The sequence below is a fragment of the Vibrio sp. CUB2 genome (assembly GCF_001557945.1).
In the GTDB taxonomy this organism is placed as follows: Bacteria; Pseudomonadota; Gammaproteobacteria; order Enterobacterales; family Vibrionaceae; genus Vibrio; species Vibrio owensii.
Genome location: NZ_LNRB01000004.1, coordinates 261377 through 279781 on the forward strand (window position 1 = coordinate 261377; position 18405 = coordinate 279781).

At 45.2% G+C, this 18405-nt stretch carries 20 protein-coding genes and 1 riboswitch; of the genes, 3 read left to right on the forward strand and 17 right to left on the reverse strand.

The features are described 5' to 3' along the window. Positions 1 to 174 precede the first annotated feature (174 nt). The gene (locus ATB78_RS08160; protein ID WP_061008350.1) at positions 175 to 480 is read right to left on the reverse strand and encodes an isoamylase early set domain-containing protein; all 306 of its coding nucleotides are present in this window, start codon (positions 478 to 480) and stop codon (positions 175 to 177) included. Between the two features lie 193 nt (positions 481 to 673). On the opposite strand from ATB78_RS08160, the gene ATB78_RS08165 reads away from it, so the two are divergent. Together ATB78_RS08165 and ATB78_RS08170 are read left to right on the forward strand one after the other, a co-directional pair. Then, entirely contained in the window at positions 674 to 1051 is a 378-nt protein-coding gene (locus tag ATB78_RS08165) for a hypothetical protein (protein ID WP_061008351.1), read from the forward strand. A gap of 86 nt (positions 1052 to 1137) precedes the next feature. After that, positions 1138 to 1737 (forward strand): thiol:disulfide interchange protein DsbA/DsbL, encoded by a 600-nt coding sequence (locus ATB78_RS08170; protein ID WP_041053586.1) that lies wholly within the window; start codon positions 1138 to 1140, stop codon positions 1735 to 1737. A gap of 56 nt (positions 1738 to 1793) precedes the next feature. On the opposite strand, the gene ATB78_RS08175 is transcribed toward ATB78_RS08170, so the two are convergent. The 10 genes from ATB78_RS08175 to ATB78_RS08220 all read right to left on the reverse strand — a co-directional run bounded on the left by ATB78_RS08175 (position 1794) and on the right by ATB78_RS08220 (position 9755). After that, on the reverse strand, positions 1794 to 2039 hold the full coding sequence (locus tag ATB78_RS08175) for a hypothetical protein (protein ID WP_005433479.1): 246 nt from the start codon (positions 2037 to 2039) through the stop codon (positions 1794 to 1796). 154 nt (positions 2040 to 2193) lie between these two features. Then, entirely contained in the window at positions 2194 to 2640 is a 447-nt protein-coding gene (locus ATB78_RS08180; RefSeq protein ID WP_061008352.1) for a DUF3429 domain-containing protein, read from the reverse strand. 11 nt (positions 2641 to 2651) lie between these two features. Next, a complete protein-coding gene (locus tag ATB78_RS08185; protein ID WP_061008353.1) occupies positions 2652 to 3197 on the reverse strand; it encodes a glutathione peroxidase in 546 nt (181 codons plus the stop codon). 109 nt (positions 3198 to 3306) lie between these two features. After that, entirely contained in the window at positions 3307 to 3963 is a 657-nt protein-coding gene (ribB, locus tag ATB78_RS08190; protein WP_061008354.1) for a 3,4-dihydroxy-2-butanone-4-phosphate synthase, read from the reverse strand. A 174-nt stretch (positions 3964 to 4137) separates the two neighbouring features. Next, positions 4138 to 4278: riboswitch (FMN riboswitch) on the reverse strand. Between the two features lie 121 nt (positions 4279 to 4399). Next, on the reverse strand, positions 4400 to 5017 hold the full coding sequence (locus ATB78_RS08195; RefSeq protein ID WP_061008355.1) for a cobinamide adenolsyltransferase: 618 nt from the start codon (positions 5015 to 5017) through the stop codon (positions 4400 to 4402). A gap of 59 nt (positions 5018 to 5076) precedes the next feature. Continuing rightward, on the reverse strand, positions 5077 to 6933 hold the full coding sequence (locus ATB78_RS08200; RefSeq protein WP_061008356.1) for an MFS transporter: 1857 nt from the start codon (positions 6931 to 6933) through the stop codon (positions 5077 to 5079). 182 nt (positions 6934 to 7115) lie between these two features. After that, the gene (locus tag ATB78_RS08205; RefSeq protein WP_039839814.1) at positions 7116 to 7475 is read right to left on the reverse strand and encodes a hypothetical protein; all 360 of its coding nucleotides are present in this window, start codon (positions 7473 to 7475) and stop codon (positions 7116 to 7118) included. A 10-nt stretch (positions 7476 to 7485) separates the two neighbouring features. Beyond that, entirely contained in the window at positions 7486 to 8223 is a 738-nt protein-coding gene (locus ATB78_RS08210; protein WP_061008357.1) for a helix-turn-helix transcriptional regulator, read from the reverse strand. Between the two features lies 1 nt (position 8224). After that, positions 8225 to 8878 (reverse strand): HD domain-containing protein, encoded by a 654-nt coding sequence (locus tag ATB78_RS08215; protein WP_061008358.1) that lies wholly within the window; start codon positions 8876 to 8878, stop codon positions 8225 to 8227. 106 nt (positions 8879 to 8984) lie between these two features. Further along, positions 8985 to 9755 carry a hypothetical protein gene (locus ATB78_RS08220; protein WP_061008359.1) on the reverse strand — a complete coding sequence of 257 codons (771 nt, stop codon included), beginning with the start codon at positions 9753 to 9755 and terminating at the stop codon, positions 8985 to 8987. A gap of 534 nt (positions 9756 to 10289) precedes the next feature. On the opposite strand from ATB78_RS08220, the gene ATB78_RS08225 reads away from it, so the two are divergent. After that, positions 10290 to 10472 (forward strand): hypothetical protein, encoded by a 183-nt coding sequence (locus tag ATB78_RS08225; RefSeq protein WP_009704791.1) that lies wholly within the window; start codon positions 10290 to 10292, stop codon positions 10470 to 10472. Between the two features lie 50 nt (positions 10473 to 10522). Here ATB78_RS08225 and ATB78_RS08230 read toward each other — a convergent pair whose 3' ends face one another. The 6 genes from ATB78_RS08230 to ATB78_RS08255 all read right to left on the reverse strand — a co-directional run bounded on the left by ATB78_RS08230 (position 10523) and on the right by ATB78_RS08255 (position 18303). Then, positions 10523 to 11800: a cytosine deaminase gene (locus ATB78_RS08230; protein WP_045479453.1), complete on the reverse strand. Its 1278-nt coding sequence runs from the start codon at positions 11798 to 11800 to the stop codon at positions 10523 to 10525. Between the two features lie 9 nt (positions 11801 to 11809). Beyond that, a complete protein-coding gene (gene codB / locus ATB78_RS08235) occupies positions 11810 to 13048 on the reverse strand; it encodes a cytosine permease (RefSeq protein ID WP_005442458.1) in 1239 nt (412 codons plus the stop codon). An 860-nt stretch (positions 13049 to 13908) separates the two neighbouring features. Then, complete coding sequence (locus tag ATB78_RS08240) at positions 13909 to 15255, reverse strand: magnesium transporter (RefSeq protein WP_009704789.1); 1347 nt, start codon at positions 15253 to 15255, stop codon at positions 13909 to 13911. 74 nt (positions 15256 to 15329) lie between these two features. Next, positions 15330 to 16652, reverse strand: coding sequence for an AarF/ABC1/UbiB kinase family protein (locus ATB78_RS08245; protein ID WP_005442454.1), 1323 nt, complete (start codon positions 16650 to 16652; stop codon positions 15330 to 15332). A gap of 101 nt (positions 16653 to 16753) precedes the next feature. Continuing rightward, positions 16754 to 17977, reverse strand: a complete 1224-nt coding sequence (locus tag ATB78_RS08250) for a biotin/lipoyl-binding protein (RefSeq protein WP_005442453.1) — start codon at positions 17975 to 17977, stop codon at positions 16754 to 16756. Then, complete coding sequence (locus tag ATB78_RS08255) at positions 17977 to 18303, reverse strand: MFS transporter (RefSeq protein ID WP_005442452.1); 327 nt, start codon at positions 18301 to 18303, stop codon at positions 17977 to 17979. Before ATB78_RS08255 ends, ATB78_RS08250 begins: the two co-directional genes overlap by 1 nt. Positions 18304 to 18405: the final 102 nt, after the last annotated feature.

The following is an 18405-nucleotide window of genomic DNA, read 5'->3' on the forward strand; positions in this document are numbered from 1 at the left end:
GTAAAGAACACCTGTTTCGCTGCGATGTGGATATATTAAGGAAATGGCTTTTGTTGATATATATCACTTCAGTTAAAACACTGTTGTTATATAGCAACAATAAGTAATAACCCAATGAAAATTAGACAATAAAAAAAGGCGCACTCGGTGCGCCTTTGTTTCTGAATTCGGTGCTTAAGCGATTTGCTCTTGCGTGCATACAACGCTGTTATCACTACCAAAGCCATTTGGCACGTATGAGTCTGCTTGTGGGTCGTTTTCCCACTCGGCTTCGTTGAATAGGTAACGGAACTGGATATTCTGTTCCTTCGGTAAGCGCGTCTTAAACTTAAACTGGCCACTTTTCTTCACGAGCTTCATTGGTTCTGGTTGCCAGTTGTTGAAATCGCCTGCAATTTGAATCGACTCCCACTGGTTTTTGTCTAGCTCGAACGTGACTTCGACTTCATCTTTTGTTTTAAAGAATCTCTTTTTAAGCATTAATCTTTCCTTGTTTGTACAAAAACTGATCTAACTATTACTCAGGTTTCATAGTGATTTCAAGTGTTATCGGCATTGCAGTCGGTATCGAGTGTCAGAATCGTCTTGTTTGTGAACCTAGCATTAAGTGATTGGCTTGTATGAAAAGAAGGATTCTGTATGATGAAGATTCACCGTATTTTGAAGAAGTTATATGCTGAGTTTTAACCGTACATTTATGACGACAATGCTCTGTCTATTAGCCATGTTGCTAACGGGCGTAGCGTCTAGTGTGCGTGCAGCCACAGCGCCAATCGAAGTGAGTTCGAATAACGATAGAACGGCTGAGCTTCATCAAAAAATGGGCGTGGACAATACGGACTGTATTGAATCACACCATGGTGATCATCTGATGGAGAAAGGGCAGCAAGTACACACCAGCTGTAGCTCTTCTTGTATCGTCAAAATACCAACTAACCTCTTGCAAGATGATGTGATTTTATTACCGCATAGTCTTGCATTGATTGATAAATCACTCACCCCAAAAGCAGTGACAGTGATTTATAAGCCTTACCGTCCTCCTATTGTTTGATTCCTTTATTCATCACAAACCAGCACTGCTGGGCTTTTAAACATTAACACATGAATACGGCACACTTGTGCCCAAAGGAATCAAACATGAAAAAGCTATTTGCTCTTTGCAGCACTCTACTACTGGCATTCACTGCTCACGCGGCGCAATTTGAAGCGGGTAAACACTACAAAATCTTGGATGTAGAGAAAGCAAAAACACCGACAGTCACTGAGTTCTTCTCTTTCTATTGCCCACACTGTTACAAATTTGAATCTGTCATCGACAACTTGAAACCAGCGTTACCGAAAGACGCTAGCTTTGAGAAGGTGCATGTCGCATTTATGGGCGGTGATATGGCAGTTCCAATGGCGAAGTCTTACGCAACAATGGTGTCACTAGGTGTTGAGGATAAGATGGTGCCGGCGATGTTTGCGCAAATCCATCAGAAGCGTCAAGCGCCTCAAAACGAAGCAGAGCTTAAGCAACTGTTCGTCGATAATGGCGTCGATGGCAAGAAGTTCGATGCGGCGTACAACAGCTTTGCAGTGAATTCTATGCAGAAAGGTTTTGATAAACAATTCAAACAAAGCACGCTGACCGGGGTTCCGGGTGTTGTGGTGAACAACAAGTACATTGTGTTGCCAAATGAGATCCGCAGCTACGATGATTACAACGCGTTAGTGAACTACTTATTAACGCTATAATCGCATCAATAAAAATGGCGACCAATGAGGTCGCCATTTTTTATGTTCTTTTTGCGTTAGCGGAGCACTGCCGTACAAGCTGCGGTTGGCATATCAGTCATAAAGATCGCATTTGGATAAAACAAGCTAGCAACAGTGACGGCAACGTTACAAGGCTGAGCGATGGTGGTTTTCACTACGTTGTTAAGAACCACTCCAGTGGTATTTACCGTATTGACCGCAGCCTGTTGTGCTTGATAAGACACGCAACCCGCTGTTGCATTGATAACTGCGGTACTAAAAAGAAGTTTACGAAAAAACATATTCATATCCTTTGTGAATGCTTTTGAGATACTTATATGACCATCCATTCATAATTAAAACAAAACGGCGTTCAAAATTACGCACACTTCACGAAATGAACATTGTTTTATATAACTTAGTTAATTTTGTGATCTGGTAGGTGGACAGACCAGTTTAAGCAATTAAAACCAACCCATGCATAACTACCACACCTGTCGTGAGCTTGCCTCGCATCATCTGATACCCTTTTGGCTCCGCCTCTTTTTCTACTCTTCGAATCAGCTTTTCTGCGTACCAAACGGCGATGTAGCCAGCAGCCAATAGCAGAGTCGCGATAACATAATGCTTGTTGCCTTGTAGCAGCGCTCCCCAAGCAAGCAATACGAATAAGTTACTTAGCACTAAGGCATTTCGACTCAATCGATGGTAGAAATGATCAATGGCGTTTCCCCAAAGTACCCCGGAAAGAAAACTCAAAATCACCGCACTGTAAGCAATAAAAAACTGCTCCCCTGATAAGTTAAACAAAGTCCTTTCTGTAACGATGAGAACCAAGCTGAACAGAAAGGGCAGCAGTCCTAAATAGCCCAATTGCAGCATTGTCGTACGTGTGGTCGTCATGGCAGCCTTCCTTACAGTTGCTGTTCAATCATGTTAGTAAGCGTAGTACTTGTTGGAGAGGTTGAACTTGGGAAGGTTGCAACGACTTTACCTTCTTTGTTGATCAAGAACTTGTAGAAGTTCCACTTCGGAGTAATGCCCGCTTGAGTACTGATCTCGGCGAATACTGGGTTTGCATCCTCGCCAAGAACAGAGGTTCGCGCCATCATAGGGAAGGTAACACCGTAGTCGAGATAGCAAATTTTAGCGGTTTTTTCTTCACTGCCACGGTCTTGACGAAAGTCGTTACTAGGAAAGCCCACAACGGCGAAGTTTTGATCTTTGTAAGTCTGATGCAACTGCTCTAATTGCTCGAATTGAGGGGTAAAGCCGCACTGGCTCGCGGTGTTCACGACAAGTAGCGTTTTGCCTTTGAAGGCGTCACACAGCTCTATTTCTTCCGTTGAATTTAAAAGTCTTTGCTTGCCTTGCAAGATATCTGGACAGTTCGATGCAAAAGCCAAACAGCTGATGGAGAGTAGTGTTGCGGTAAGTGCGCTGCGAGTGATTCCCTTCATGATGTTGATTCCTTTTATTTTTACTAAGTATAACTACTCGCAAAGGAATCAAATCGATCAAAAAAGCCGCTGAGTTCAGCGGCTTTCGACTAGAGCAAATGCGTGTTGATTACGCTAGCTTCAAATCAAATTGGTTACGGTAAGCAACCATGTCTTCGATGGTCAGCACTGGCATGTTGTGTAAACGACCAAACGCGACGATCTCTGGTGCTTTTGCCATGGTGCCATCTGGGTTTGTCACCTCACATAGCACACCTGCAGGCTGTAGACCGGCCATTTGCATCAGATCGATAGTGCCTTCTGTGTGACCACGACGAGTCATGACGCCACCAGGACGAGCACGTAGAGGGAATACATGACCAGGACGAGCTAAGTCATCTGGTTTTGCATTTGGGTTCGCTGCTGTCTTGATAGTTGTTACACGGTCAGCGGCTGAAACGCCAGTTGTTACGCCTTGCTTCGCTTCAATAGAAACCGTGAAAGCCGTTTGGTTTGCGCTGTTGTTGTTCACAACCATTGGTGACAGTTCCAATTTGTCTGCTTGAGCATCGGTCAGACACAGACAAACAATGCCGCTGCATTCGCGGATCATCAGAGCCATTTGCTCATTAGTCAGGTGCTCTACGGAATAAATGATGTCGCCTTCGTTTTCACGATCTTCATCGTCGAGAAGAAGCACGCCACGGCCTTCTTTTAATGCGATAAGTGCGTTTTCAACGCGAGTAATTGGGTCGCCAAATTCGGCAAGTAGTGATGACTGATTCATGGTTAACTCCTAAATATCACCAGAATCAGGGCGGTATGAGGGATCGTCACATTTTACGCATGCACTGAGCCACCAACGGTAAGATGGCACAAACCCACGCAATAAAAAATGCGATCCAAAAAGAAGTGCACCAGTGTTCATCAACACAGAACGTTGAGGAAACCGCTGATGTTTTCTTATTCTCTTTCATCCGGACTATAACCGTCGGCTCTGGCATCTCACCAGATCTGCTGACCTCGACGAATCGAGCGCTCGCGGGCTCACTCAAAAGAGTATACCGCCGGTGGGGAATTTCGCCCCGCCCTGAGAACATTGAATCCAACCAATATGGTTAGAAGTAAAAACTCCGACACTCAAATGAGTGGTCGGAGTAGAGATAGTACTGCGAACGCCTTGGCTTGAAAAGTAGATTGCAACTACTTGATGGAAAAGTGCGCTATCGGCTGAAGTGATCAGTTTTGATGAAGTGATCAATCTGCGCAGGTACATAGGTGTTGTAGATAAGGCTAGTGTGCGTCTGTTTCGTCTCTATATGATCTTGCATGCCCTCTAAACGTGTTTCATCAACGGTCACTGTGCCATCAGACATAGTGTTGTCTTTATGCATTAGAATCGGCCTAGCGCCAATGCCCATTGTGCCTGCGATGCTGCCGAGCTTTTGTGGGAAAGCCCAAACATCTTCGTGCTTGTTAAGGCCGTGATACGGTGAATTACCAAGCATCGCACCGAATCCCAAATCTTGGATGCGAGTGACGATAGATGCGCCTTTCAGTGGCGAGCCAATTGCCACAACGTGGGACACCAGACTTGTCGATGGCTTTCTGCTCGCGAGGTATCGTTTAATCATCAAACCACCTAGGCTATGACCCACTAACACATTTGCCGTCAGCGGATTAAGCGCCTTGTCGATGGAATCGAACAGCGACTCTTCGTTAATTGAAACCGTGTTGTAACTCAATACTTGGGTCTCGTAGCCCAGCTTTCTCAGCTTTTGGCTAAGAGGCTGCATGACCAGCCCATGCATATAAAGACCATGTAAGATGATGATTTTCATAATACCTCCTAGATTTATGACGTTGATTTTATCCTACTAGATTCTCCAAGAGACTACTGTCAGCGAATTAGCAAATCTTGCACTTCTTTTTGTAACAAATGGCGATCTAGTGTGGTTGGTTGCAATAACTCACCAATATTGACTTCGATACAAGACCAAAAGTGAGTAGGGCGCTTCGTTAACGCATGGCCATTCTTGTGGCTGAAGAAAGAGCCCCATAAGCCTTTTAACGCCATTGGAATCACGGGAACCGGTGTACGTTTAAGAATCTTCTCAACACCCGGTCGGAACTCGCCCAGTTCGCCATTTGAGGTCAAACGACCTTCAGGGAAGATACAAACTACCTCGTCGTTATTAAGAGCTTGCTCAATCTGTTCGAAAGCTCTTTTGTAAGTCTCTGCACATTTGCGAGGAGAGCAGATTGGGATAACGCCAGCATGACGAAAAACGTATTTAAGAACAGGTAACTCACTGATTGACTTGTCCATCACAAATCGAACAGGGCGGGTTGATGTACCCATTAGAATCAAAGCGTCTACATAGCTCACATGGTTTGCCACAATCAGGGCAGCGCCTTGTTCTGGGATATGCTGACGGCCGGTTACCGAAACTCGGTACAGACAGTGGCTTAGCAAGTAGCTAATAAAGCGCTGAGTGAACTCAGGTACTTGACGGTAAACGTAGATAGCCACGATGAAGTTACCGACTGCCAAAATGGCAAATAGCTCAACAATAGAGAACTCTAAAACACTTAACACCAAGATAGAAACAGCAGCGGAAGCGACCATAAACAGTGCGTTCATGATGTTGTTTGCCGCAATAGATTGAGCACATTCGCCCTCTTCTGAGCGCGATTGGATAAACGCATAAAGGGGAACAATAAATACGCCTCCGCTCACACCAACCAAGAACAAGTCGATCATCACTCGAATATGTGAAGATTGGGCAACAAAGCTTTGTACATCGTAATACTGACTTGGGAAAGATTCGATTGCAGGTACTGCCCATAGTAGGTCGGCACTGAAAATCGTTAAGCCCAAAATACCAAATGGCAGAATACCCAGTTCAACTTGATTGAAGGACAGCTTTTCACATAGCCATGAACCTGTTGCGATACCAACTGAGAACAGAGCCAACAACAGAGAAACCACAGTGCTGTCTGCAAATAGGTGTTCACGAGCAAAATTTGGGAATTGAGTCAGGTAAGTCGCACCCATAAACCAGAACCAACTGATCGCTAGAATCGACATCCAAATACCGCGTTGTTTTTGTGCCAGTTTGAGTGTTTTCTTCAAACCAGTAACAGGTTCGAATTTTACTTTGTCACTTTTCTTACTTGGCAGAGAAGGGATGTTTGCGCTGCTTAAAAAGCCCAGTAGTGAAAGCGTAATCACAATGCAAGAGGCGATAAGCATACCATTTGGAATCGCAAGCAATAGACCTGCGCTTAATGTACCAATCAGGATAGAAAGGAAAGTCCCCATCTCAACCCAAGCATTGCCTTTCACTAGCTCATCAGATTTTAGCGCTTGAGGAAGTAGAGCGTATTTCACAGGGCCGAAGTAAGCCGATTGAGTACCAGTCATGAAGAGTAGAACCAGCATTAGAATGGCACTCTGCGTCATGATAGCCGTCGCTGCGCAACTCATTATCACTAATTCAATAAGTTTTAAGCGGCGGATTAACTTGGCTTTGTCCATGTTGTCGGCAATCGCACCAGCGTGGGCTGAAAACAGAAAGAAGGGAAGAATAAATAAGCCTGCCGCAAGGTTAACAAAGAGGTCAACCGACATCGGTAGTGAGTCAATTTGGCTGTAGGTCACCATCAACAAGAGAACATTCTTGTAGATATTGTCGTTCAGTGCACCAAGGCACTGAGTCACGAAATAGGGGAAGAATCGTTTAGTGAGAAACATGCTGGCTCCGTAATTGCAAAATCGCGTTGAGATGGGGGCACTTTAAAGGTTGCGTTTTAGGAAGCTAGCACGAAGAAAAGAGTTACGTTATGAGAAACTAAAAGTAACACTTTGCGATACTTTTGGTTTCATGATTTTGTGATATTGCACTGATTGGTGCTCTTATGCGTTACGAGATGAGCTTAGTGTCGAAACCAGACGCTGAGCATTCTCAATGTGACAAACAGAATAAAACCAGAGAGTCCAATAAAGCCTAATGTCACCAAATAAAAGAACAGGCGCACCAAGCGAGCTTTCATTCGTTTGAAAAAACCGAGGCTTGGCGTAAGTTCAGGAACATGCTGAAAGCTTGAGATCATCACCCAAGCGGCAAGCGCCCACAACGCCGTTACGCCACTCGGAATAAGATAAGACTCCTTAACCACATCAGAAAGTTGCAAGAGTGTGGCAATGAACACCGCAAAACCACCAAACGCGATGAGTATGAATAAAGGGAGAATAGGTCTCGTCTTGACCGATAGGCTTTTGAGTTTATCGAGCATCAGGTAGTACCTATTTGCGTTCCCAAGGGTTAAACAGCGGGAATGTCCAACGACGCATCGCAATCACCAGAGAGGTACCGTGCTTCTCATTCATGTCCAATGAGTCGTCGCTTTGACAGATCTGATAAAACTCATCGATGACCTTTTGTAGCTTTTGCTGCATCTTCTTGTTGGTTGGTAAGCTCATTAAGCCCGTTGCCATCACTAACTTCTCATCTTCAGCAGAGAAATAGCTTTGGAAGAAAGCCTCTTGAACTTGTTGCTGGAAGAAACGCTGAATAGGACCACCAGTGTGCCACCTGAAAGTCGGGGATATACGCAGACGAATCTTGTTACCTGGCAGCAAGTCGATGATATTGAGACGGTCGAGTTGGGCAAGCTTTTGTATCAGCTCTAACTCATCAAAGGTGTATTGCTCGATGATTTGTTCGAAGCGATAACCATTGACCACACAAACCGCAACCAACAATAAGCCTTTATCATCAACCAGCTGTTTTTCTTGTTCTAGCGTGAGCGACTCCAGCCCTTTGTTGTGTGCTGCTGCCAGTTTAAATAGCTCTGCCATTTCTAACCCAATCAGCTGACAGATGCGCTCCAAGCGGTCGAGGCTGATTTGACTGCCTTCTGCCAATAAGCGTTTTACCGAGCCCTCGCTCAGTTCCAAGTGCTGCGCGACATCGACATAGTGCAAGCCAGATTGCTTGAGTTGGCGTTTGAGCTCTTTAATTAGGTCGTGACTTTCCGACATATTAACCTTCTACTTCTTGGCGCAGCTGCTCTAGGTAAGACTGCATAAACGCTTTACGCTTCAAACCTTCTTCATATGCTGCTTTGGTGTTCATCGTCTCGACAATTTTAAACAATTTGGTTTGGAAATGATCGATGGTGAATCGCTTATCTTCCAATTCTCGATGCTCTGCAAACATGTCCTGTTCGTTATATAAGACGGCATCAAACAACGTGCTCACTTGAATACAACGTGTCACACCAATTGCGCCAAGCGCGTCTAAGCGGTCTGCGTCTTGGACGACCTGAGCTTCCAAAGTAATAGGTGTAATGTTGGCGCTAAAGCTGTGAGATTCTATCGCGTGGGCGATAGCGTCATGGTATCGAGCAGGGTAGTCGATGCTTTCTAGAAACGAAATCGCTTTAGTTGCTGCAATCGTTGAGCTTTGTTTGCGGTTCGGGTGATCTTTTGGGTAAGTAAAGCAATCGTGCAGATACGCAGCAGGCAATACAACGGCTAAATCTGCACCTTCTTGTTCTGCTAGCTGACGAGCGGTTTTGACTACGCGTCGTACGTGACTGAGGTCGTGAGCGGCATCAGTTTGCATCTCTTGCTGCATAAACTGTAGGAACTGAGGCTCAAATTGGCTGAGCTCTGCTAGGTTGAGTTGATACATGGATTTCTTCTAAAAAATAAAGGCTTAGACAGAGTATGCCTAAGCCTTTATTAAATTGCCAAGTGAGACGTTGTTATTGAGATGTTGCGAAGAAAGCCTTGTTGTTTTATTGGGTGCGAGTGAATCGGAACGTTTGTACTTTTTGTTCTGCTCCGTCGATGTAAGCGTAGCTATCGATGGTCCAAACGTTTGGACCTGCAAAACCTAGCTCGACACGCACATCACCCGTCGGAATACCTTGGTAAATGACGTCGTTAATGTTCATCGGGTAGAAGTTGTAGCGATGGTTTTGTGATTGTTGTTCACCAGCAAAAGCAACCGATACATCTTTTGCTTCATTAGTCAGCGTTAGTTGGTAGCCTGCTTGTGGATCGAACGTGAACGCGGCATTAAGGTCAACACCTTGCGAATTGGTCACCTTAACATTTGCTTCCGTTGTTTTTGCTAGCGAGCCGTGTGCAGACAGACCTTCTAAACCTTTAAAGTCGCGATTGTGGTTCTGGATATTTACGTTCCAATCACCTACAAAGTTATCGATCTCTTGCCACTGCTGTGGGGCGTTGGTTGCTGCTGTGTTCTGACCACCGTTAATACCACTAATCGCGTCATTGCGGCTGTCGTGGCGAATGTTGTCACGGTTATTGTGAATATCCGCGCCAGCACCTGCGACACCACCGGCTACACCACCCGCAACTGCGCCTTTCACGGCGAGCTCAGCATCACCCGTCAAAGCGCCCATAGTCAGACCTAAAAGTGCACCACCTGCAGCGCCTTGTTTTGTTAATGCGTTTGGATCATCTTCTCCCGGAGTCACGCATCCTGCAAGTAGGGGAAGAGATACTGCCGCGACCAATGTAGTTTTGTTGAAAATGTTCATGTATTTCACTCCGAGATGTTTGGTTCGAAGCTATTATTGAACGCTGTTTGATTAGGAATCCACTTATCTCGCTGATAACCGACAGTTATCACGCAAAAGTTTTGTTTACTATAAGGCTCAAAGTTTTTCTGTTTGGCTCGAGTGAGGGAAGCAAAGAAAAGGGTCAACATTGCTGTTGACCCTAGGTTTTGTTTTATTCTTTATTTTATAAGCACTAATTTTGACGTTGTTAGTGTTAAATCTGTGTTTGGGCGATTTGTGGCTTTTTAGTATAAAGCTCAACTAACTCCCTAACTTTAGTGTTTGTTACGAAGGAGTGCAAATATTTATTACGCAAACTGTCTATATTTTGAAATTTAATTTGAATGCAGTTCACAAAATTTCACATTCAAAAACACATTCAAACCATGAAGTGTCTCAAGTTTGAGCCCACCATAATTAGGATCTATCTTTCATGATCCAGATCAGTATTGATATCTCTTTAGAGGGATAGCATTCACGCGAAAACTGATAATTATAAATTGAGTCCGAGATATGCAGGATTTATATGAGCTAGAACGTAAGTTGGTGGAATACGGCGCAGATATGAAAGGCTTAAAGGTTGTACCTGCCATTGTTGATGAAGATGGCAAGGTTGTCTATTTAGGGAATACGCCTTCGTTGCTAAGGAATGTCATTAGTTGCCGTAGACACCTAACACAGCGCGTGAAGAAATAAAAAAAGGGTCTGATTTAATCAGACCCTTTTTTTGTTTAAAAGCTCAGTGATTAGCGCTTGTAAGTCACTTGCTCTTGCTCACCAAGGTGAATGTGTGTTGTCGCAGGCTGTGTTTCTGCAATCACTTTACCGTGACGAACAGAGTAGCGAACCGGAACTTGGCGACGTACTGCGTCAAAACCATTTTCTGCAGGAAGAATCAGTAAACTACCTGGCTTACCTGTTTCAATGCCGTGCTTGTCTTGAATATTCAGTGTACGTGCTGAATTCGTGCTGATCAGATCCAGTGAGTTGTTGATTTGGTCGTAACCCATCACCTGACACACGTGCAGACCCATATGCAGAACTTGCAGCATGTTTGCTGTGCCTAGTGGGTACCAAGGGTCAAATACATCATCGTGACCAAAACATACGTTGATGTTCGCATTCAGCATTTCTTTCACACGAGTCACACCACGGCGTTTCGGGTAATCATCGAAGCGGCCTTGAAGGTGGATGTTCACTAATGGGTTTGCAACGAAGTTGATGCCAGACATGCGTAGAAGACGGAACAGACGAGATGCGTAAGCACCATTGTAAGAGCCCATAGCGGTCGTATGGCTTGCGGTTACCTTGTGACCCATGTTGAATTTGTGCGCTAGCGCTGCAAGCGTTTCAACAAAACGTGATTGCTCGTCATCGATCTCGTCACAGTGTACGTCAATCAAACGGTCGTATTTCTGTGCCAGTTCGAAAACGTAGTGCAGAGACTCGATGCCGTACTCACGAGTGAATTCAAAGTGAGGAATTGCACCAATAACGTCAGCACCCAGCTGAACCGCTTCTTCCAGTAGTTCTTTACCGTTTGGGTAAGACAAAATGCCTTCTTGTGGAAACGCAACGATTTGGATGTCTACCCACTCTTTCATTTCTTCACGAACTTCTACCATCGCTTTTAGGGCAATTAGGGTAGGGTCAGAAACGTCAACGTGAGTACGAACGTGCTGCACACCGTTTGCAATTTGCCACTTAAGCGTTTGCTTTGCGCGTGATTTCACGTCTTCAATCGACAGCATCTCTTTACGCTCAGCCCAACGCTCGATACCCTCGAAAAGCGTACCAGAGATGTTCCAGCTTGGCTCACCGGCGGTTTGCGTGGTGTCTAGGTGAATGTGCGGCTCACAGAAAGGAGCGACAGCCATGCCGCCCTCCGCATCAAGAACATCACCTGTGTAATTTAGTTCTACATTATTGTCTTCAATACGCTTGAATTGACCATCCTCAATCAAAATTTGCTGGAGACCTTCCTGTCCCTTTAGCGTTGCGTTCTTGATCAATAGTGTCGTCATGATGGTTCCTTACGCTGGCTGTTGTGCCAGTGTCTTTTTATTAAGAATAGGATTTAGAATCAGGTAGCTGATTGTGCCGCCTAGTACCGCATTCACAGGCACGATACCCGGAAGGAAGTGACCTGCTGCAACACCAATCGCCACCGCGATAATGCCAGCCCAGTTAACCGTTTGGAACTCTGCAGCTGCGAAATTTGTGTAACGTTTACGGTTCATGAAGAAGTCCGCAATGATTACGCCGCCAATTGGTGGAATTGCAAGCGATAGGAAGGTTAACCAGCCTACAAAGTTATTGTACAACCATAGTGCACACAATGTACCTACTAAACCGTTCGCCATTGAGATGTATTTACTTGGCAAACCAGTGATGTTGGAAAAGCCTAGACCCGATGCGTAAAGCGCGTTGTCGTTGGTTGTCCAGATGTTCAAGCCAAGAACGATGATAGCTGGAATAAGAAGACCTTGCGCGATCATCACTTCTGAAATGTCCGATTGACCTGTTACCGCCGCACCAGCTGCGCCGAAGATGAACATCAGCGAGTTACCGATAAAGAATGCCACCATCGTGACCATCACTGCGCCTTTTGGCTTCTTGCCGAATCGAACAAAGTCTGCGGTTAGGGTACCCGCACTGATGAATGAGCCAACCACCATTGCTAGCGCTACTGAAAAGTCGATAGGTTGTGCCGGTTGTACTTTTTGCAGTTCAGCCACGCCGCCAACACTGTTTACTGCTTCAATCACAGAGTAACCGCCAAGAAGGGCAATCGCCGGAACTGCAATCGCAGATAACACCATAAGCGCAGAGATGCCGAAGTAAACCGTTGCGGTCATGAGTAGACCAGAAATGATGATAAGCGTGTTTGTATCGATGCCTGTTGCTTTGTTTACTGGAATCGCAAACATTGCTACGCCAACACCAAACCAACCAACTTGTGTACCGCCAAGAAGTGCGGAAGGAAGCCAAGAGCCTTTAGAGCCAAAAGAGAAACGAGCAAGGAGGTGAGTGGAGAGACCAGTAGAAGCGCCGATGTAACCGAGGAAAGAAGTGTAGATACCGAGGATTAGGTTACCAATGAGAACAGCGAGGAAGAAATCATCAAAAGAAAGGCCAGTACCGAGCGAGCCGCCCGTCCACATACTTGCGGAGAAGAAAGTGAGTCCCAACATAACCATGGTTAATGATGCCACGCCTTTTCTGGCAGTGTTAGGAACCGGTCCGAGACTGTAGTTATTGTCTGCAGCCATTTTTACCTCCGCAAAAAAATTAAAACTAATTATAGATCCCAATTTCTGGGCAAACGGCGCGTATTATCGTGATGTAAATCTCATAGTCAATGAGTTTTTTGTCATTTAAACGTTTACTCAAGTCTTTGTGTTTTTTTATTCCATTAAAAACATAAGGTTACATTTTATTTGAAGAGCAAAAAAGTTTGTTAATTGATTGCTTCATTCAAGAGTAATATGTCATGAAATCGGTATCATTGAGCTCTTTCTTATATCGCCTTTGCTTTACACGCTTTCTTTATAAACTCAACCATTGTTACCTCTTATGTTTTTTAAGCAAACGTTTTCTTTTTGGTTGAGTGTTGTGTTGCGCATAAATTAAACATAATTAAGTTTAATCACTGATGTTTATGTGGCTTAAATGAGAAATGTAGTCTCAAGTGGTTATTTTTAGTGGTTAACTTGGCGAAATCTGGAGTGAAATCGTTTGCAAGTTTTTGGGCGTTTGACTTGATTTGACTTTGAAACTGGGATTTTGCTGCAGCTTGAATAGAGAGTACTGAGTGCGAGAAGGAGGAAGGCGAAGAAAGGAATCACGAAAGCACAGATAAAAAAATAGCCAACCGCAAAGAGCGCGATTGGCTTATATACTTGTGAACAAATTCAAGTTCACTAACAACGTCAGTTGGCTAGGTGACCCTCGGCTTAAGAAGGGTCACTATAGATAATGCAGTTAGCGTGCCAACTTTAAAACCACCGTAAAAACGCGGTTTCTGTGATATAGGTTGCCTAATTTATTGTGTTAATTGCAAAATGCAAATGCGGATTGCAATTTGTAATTAATATGCTAATGATGAATTAATTAACTAGGGCAATCATTTTTACAACATTACTAGGCTGGCAGTACCCAAGAAAGCAAAGAAACCGACGACATCAGTAACGGTTGTCAGGATGACTGAACCTGCCAAGGCTGGGTCTAGCTTTAGTTTATCCAGAACAATAGGGATCAGCACGCCAAATAATGCTGCGGTAACGATATTGACGATGATGGCTAACGCGATGGTTCCGCCTAGAACGGGAGATTGGAACCAAAGTCCTGCTAATCCACCGATGATCAGCGCCCACAACAAAGCGTTAAGAGAGCCGATACCCAGTTCGTTTTTAAGCAGCGCAAAACGGTTACCTGGGGTGATCTGATTTAATGCCATAGCACGAACCATCAAGGTCAGTGTTTGACTGCCCGCAATACCACCCATAGAGGCAACGATTGGCATCAGAACAGCAAGAGCAACCACTTGTGAAATCACGTCTTCAAACAAACCGATAGTGACAGAGGCTAGAATCGCTGTCAGTAAGTTGATACCGAGCCAAACGCCGCGCTTTTGCGAGCTTTTTAGAATAGGTGCGAACAAGTCATCGCCCTCATCCATACCGGTACCCGCCATCAAGCGTGCTTCGTAGATTTCACGTTGCGTGCTCAGAGCAAACTGCCAATCTACTTCCCCAATTAAGGTTTGGTCAGCATCCGTCACTGGCAAAGCAGGAAGAGGGCTGTGCTCTAGCGCTTCGACTGCTTCTGGTAACTCCATTTTACTGTCGAGTACGGTGACGGTTTCTATCGCTAAGGTTTTAAGGCGAACGTCTTCCTCACTACGCAAGATTTCATAGTAGTTCACCGCGCCACGAAACTGTTTCTTACGGTTGATGAGATACACTTGTTGCGGTGTATCGTAGCTGTAACGCTCCATTAGGCGTCGAGCTTTGCCAACCGTGATATTAAAAGGGAGCGTGATGATCTTACGCTCAGCCCAGCGGCCAAGTTCTTCGTCTTCGTATTCGTTTGCTTGATCGTAGAGGTCGAGTTCGTCTTTCTCAATCAGCTCTAGCGCTTCATTGATGAACTCTTCAGGCAGAGAGTCTGCCCATTCGATCAGAGATAAGTTATCTAGCTTGGCTAAGGTAAGCTTTAACTCAACTTCAGAAAGCGCTTCGATGATCGAAAGACGCACTTCTGCACGCATTTCGGTTAGCACATCGATGTGCAGTTCCATAGGTAATGCACGCCACAAGCGCACACGATCATCGATCGGGAAGGCTTCGAGGATCAATGCAACCGCACCGGGCTCGAGACCGCATTCGATAGAATCATTCAAAGCGGTGACTTGTTCCGCTTCGTCTGCTTGGACAATTTGTTCGATTAGAGTGGAGAGGTCTTGAAACTTACTCACCGAGCACCCCGACAGTCAGATTATTCTTATAGGCAGCTGATCAAGGTACTCGAAAATAGCAGAAAAACAATAGCCTATTGGTCAGTTATCTGTAGGTAAGGTGAGACCAATTGGCGAATGTTCACTTTTGCGCCAATACGAGCGGCGAGTAAGTACATACCGCCAATTTTTCTGTGTAGGAATAGGGCATCGGCTGGTGGCGTGTGCCAGTACTCTTGCTCCATGCTTAGAATAGTGCCAGCCTCGCGAAGCTTTTGTGCTAAGCCGCTAGCTTTGAAATCATACGGCTCATCGACCAACATAGGTTCACACGCCATTTTCACTAGATCGAGAATCGCTTGGCGCTGGTCTGGAAGGATGGTTTGGCTGAAGAAGCCTATTTGTTCAAGCGCATCATTTAAGCCTTGTTCGTCATTATTCACTACAGAAGCAAAAGCTTGGCGATAGCCAGTACTGAATCGTTCGCTGTATTCGCGGGTCGCACCAAAGTCTAGCAAGCCGATTTGACGAGTGTTTTCGATATATAAGTAGTTGGCGAAGTTGGGATCGGTTTGCACCATCTTAAATTCGAACAGCTCTCGAAACAGTAATTCGAGTAGGCTGTGCATGACAAAATCTCGCGTACTCTGATCATAATGTTCGATTTGCTCAATCGGGCTACCATCGATGAATTCCATCGCGAGAACGGAGTCTGAGCTGCTTTCGGTGTGAATCTTCGGCACCACAAAATGAGGGTGCTCCTTCAACGCGTCATGATAACGAATGGCAAATTGCGCCTCTCGTGCGTAATCGGCTTCATCATGCAGTTGCTTTTTCGCTTCTTCCAGCAAGCCTTTGTAATCAACAGACTCGGGAATCAACCCAACGACTTTAAGTAGTGTGCCGACATTATCGACGTCGCTATCGATACTTTTTCGTATGCCAGGATATTGTACTTTGACGGCTAGGTTATCACCTGCATCGCTGTAGGCCTGATGCACTTGTCCGATTGAGGCGCTGGCAATAGGTTTGAAGTTAAAGGACAGGAACTCGGCTTTCCAGTTAGCACCAAGCGAACCTTCCATAACACCGTTCAGTTGCTTCGCTGGCATTGGGTCTGCGTTGGAGCGAAGACGGGAAAGAATATCAGCGAGTTCAGGTTCAAGTACATCACCAGCATCCATTGATAGCATTTGACCGAGCTTCATTGCTGCGCCACGTAGATGGGCGAGCTGGTCGGTTAAGCGCGCGATGTTCTGCGGCGTCAGCAAGAGGTCTTTCGCTTTTGGTTTGTTGCCTTTGGCGATCTGCTTCGTGCCTTCTGCAATCACGTTGCCTGCGACACGGGTAGCAAGTGAAGCGAACTTGCTGAATCTTGAGATACGATGGGTAGGTAGGCTTCTTTCCTTTGCCGACATGAATCTTCTCCGTTGTTTACTAACTAATTGTTATACGGGAAAAGTACGTGCTTGGATACAAATGAAAAGAAAACCGCCAGCGTAACTGGCGGTTTGTGAGTTTAGATAGAGTAGAAGAAGTACAATTGAGACTTCATTCGGATGATGATCCCGCGAATCACATCCAAGAAGGCCATGAAGCCTATCGGTTTTTCACCGCTGACCCATGCAAGACCAACAGAGCCTACAGGGATGTCGTAGCCTTCTGGCTCATCAATCTTAAGACGAACAAAGTGGTGTTTGTTCTGCAAGTTCTTACCGGTTGTGACGCGAACAGAGTCATCGAAGCCCATTAGATTACCTTGTGATTCACCTGTTGCCTCAACAATGCCCTCGACAGTCGCTGAGAAGATCTTACCTGGATAAACCGAAGAGGAGAATTCCGCAGGTTGACCCGGTTTGATGTTACGAATCGCTTGGTGGTTAACTCGCATCAGTACGTACTTCTCGTTGGTGTACATATTAATACGCGGCATTGCTGATACACGCTGGCCTTCACGCAAGATAAAGTTAGTCACAAAGCCATCGCTAGGAGCGTGCACTTTGGTGCTGTTCAGATCCCATTGTGCTTTTGCGATTTGTTCTTCCGCTTGACGCAATTCAGCCTGTTTCGTTTCAACCGCTAGCTCCGCTTTATGAATCGCCAGCTTCGCACGTGAAATATCGACTTGTTTCTTCTTGATTTGAGATTCAAGAGTCAACACATTGTGGCGAGCCATGTCTACCGTGCTCGACTGTTTGTCGATGTCGCTTTCCGTAATGGTGTTTTGCACCACTCGGTTTTGCTCAACATAACGATCTAGCATCTTTTTCTGCAATTTGTAGTCAACTTTCGCGGCTTCCAATTGGCTCTTTGATGTCTCCAGATCTTGCACTAGCGCTTCGTGGTTAGCTTCTTCAATCTCGATGTCACCTTTTGCCGTAGCTAATGCAACGCGAGCAGAATCAGCGGATACATTCGCTTGATTTAATGCAATTTCGTATTGCGTTGGGTCAAGTTCATAAATGAGCTGACCTTTTTCAACTTGTTGATTCGGCTTGATGTAAATGTGGTCAACTTTGCCTTTCACGTTAGTTGAATCTGGACGCAATTGAACATGAGGAGATTGCACCACAGAACCGCCGGATAAATCCATCGGTGTGAAGTTAATCAGGCCCACCCATACAAACATCAGCCAACCCAAACCGCCAAGATAAGCGAACGATTTGGTCGCTTTGTTCCAAGGCATGCCGACTAAACGCAGCAAATAGATGAAGAGTGCCCAAACCGCTAAACCTTCTAACATTACGCCTCCTCTTGTGGCTGTGCTTCTGTTTGCGGTTTACTTTTCCATGTATCACGCAGATTGATGATGGCTTTTTCCATATCAACGAATGCAAAAATCACGGCTAGCACCCATACCCAGTGCCAGACAAAACCTATCCAGGTGAGGGCGGTGATCAACCCTATTTGGTGGTGGTCTTTGCTATGTGCCTTATTAATTGGTAACTCATGGATTTTCCAAAAGCCGTAACACGCGCCTGCAACACTCGCGATTAAAACGACGGCAGCAACGACATGCAACGCTGTATCTGCGCCTGTTCCGACAAATGGGACACTCAGTAAACTCATTAAACACTCCTCTATCAAACTGTTGGCTTATTGTGATCAGGAATTGAAATAGGTGAGTCTTTGTGACAAATTCAATCACTAGAGGATTAAATTTGATGTGAT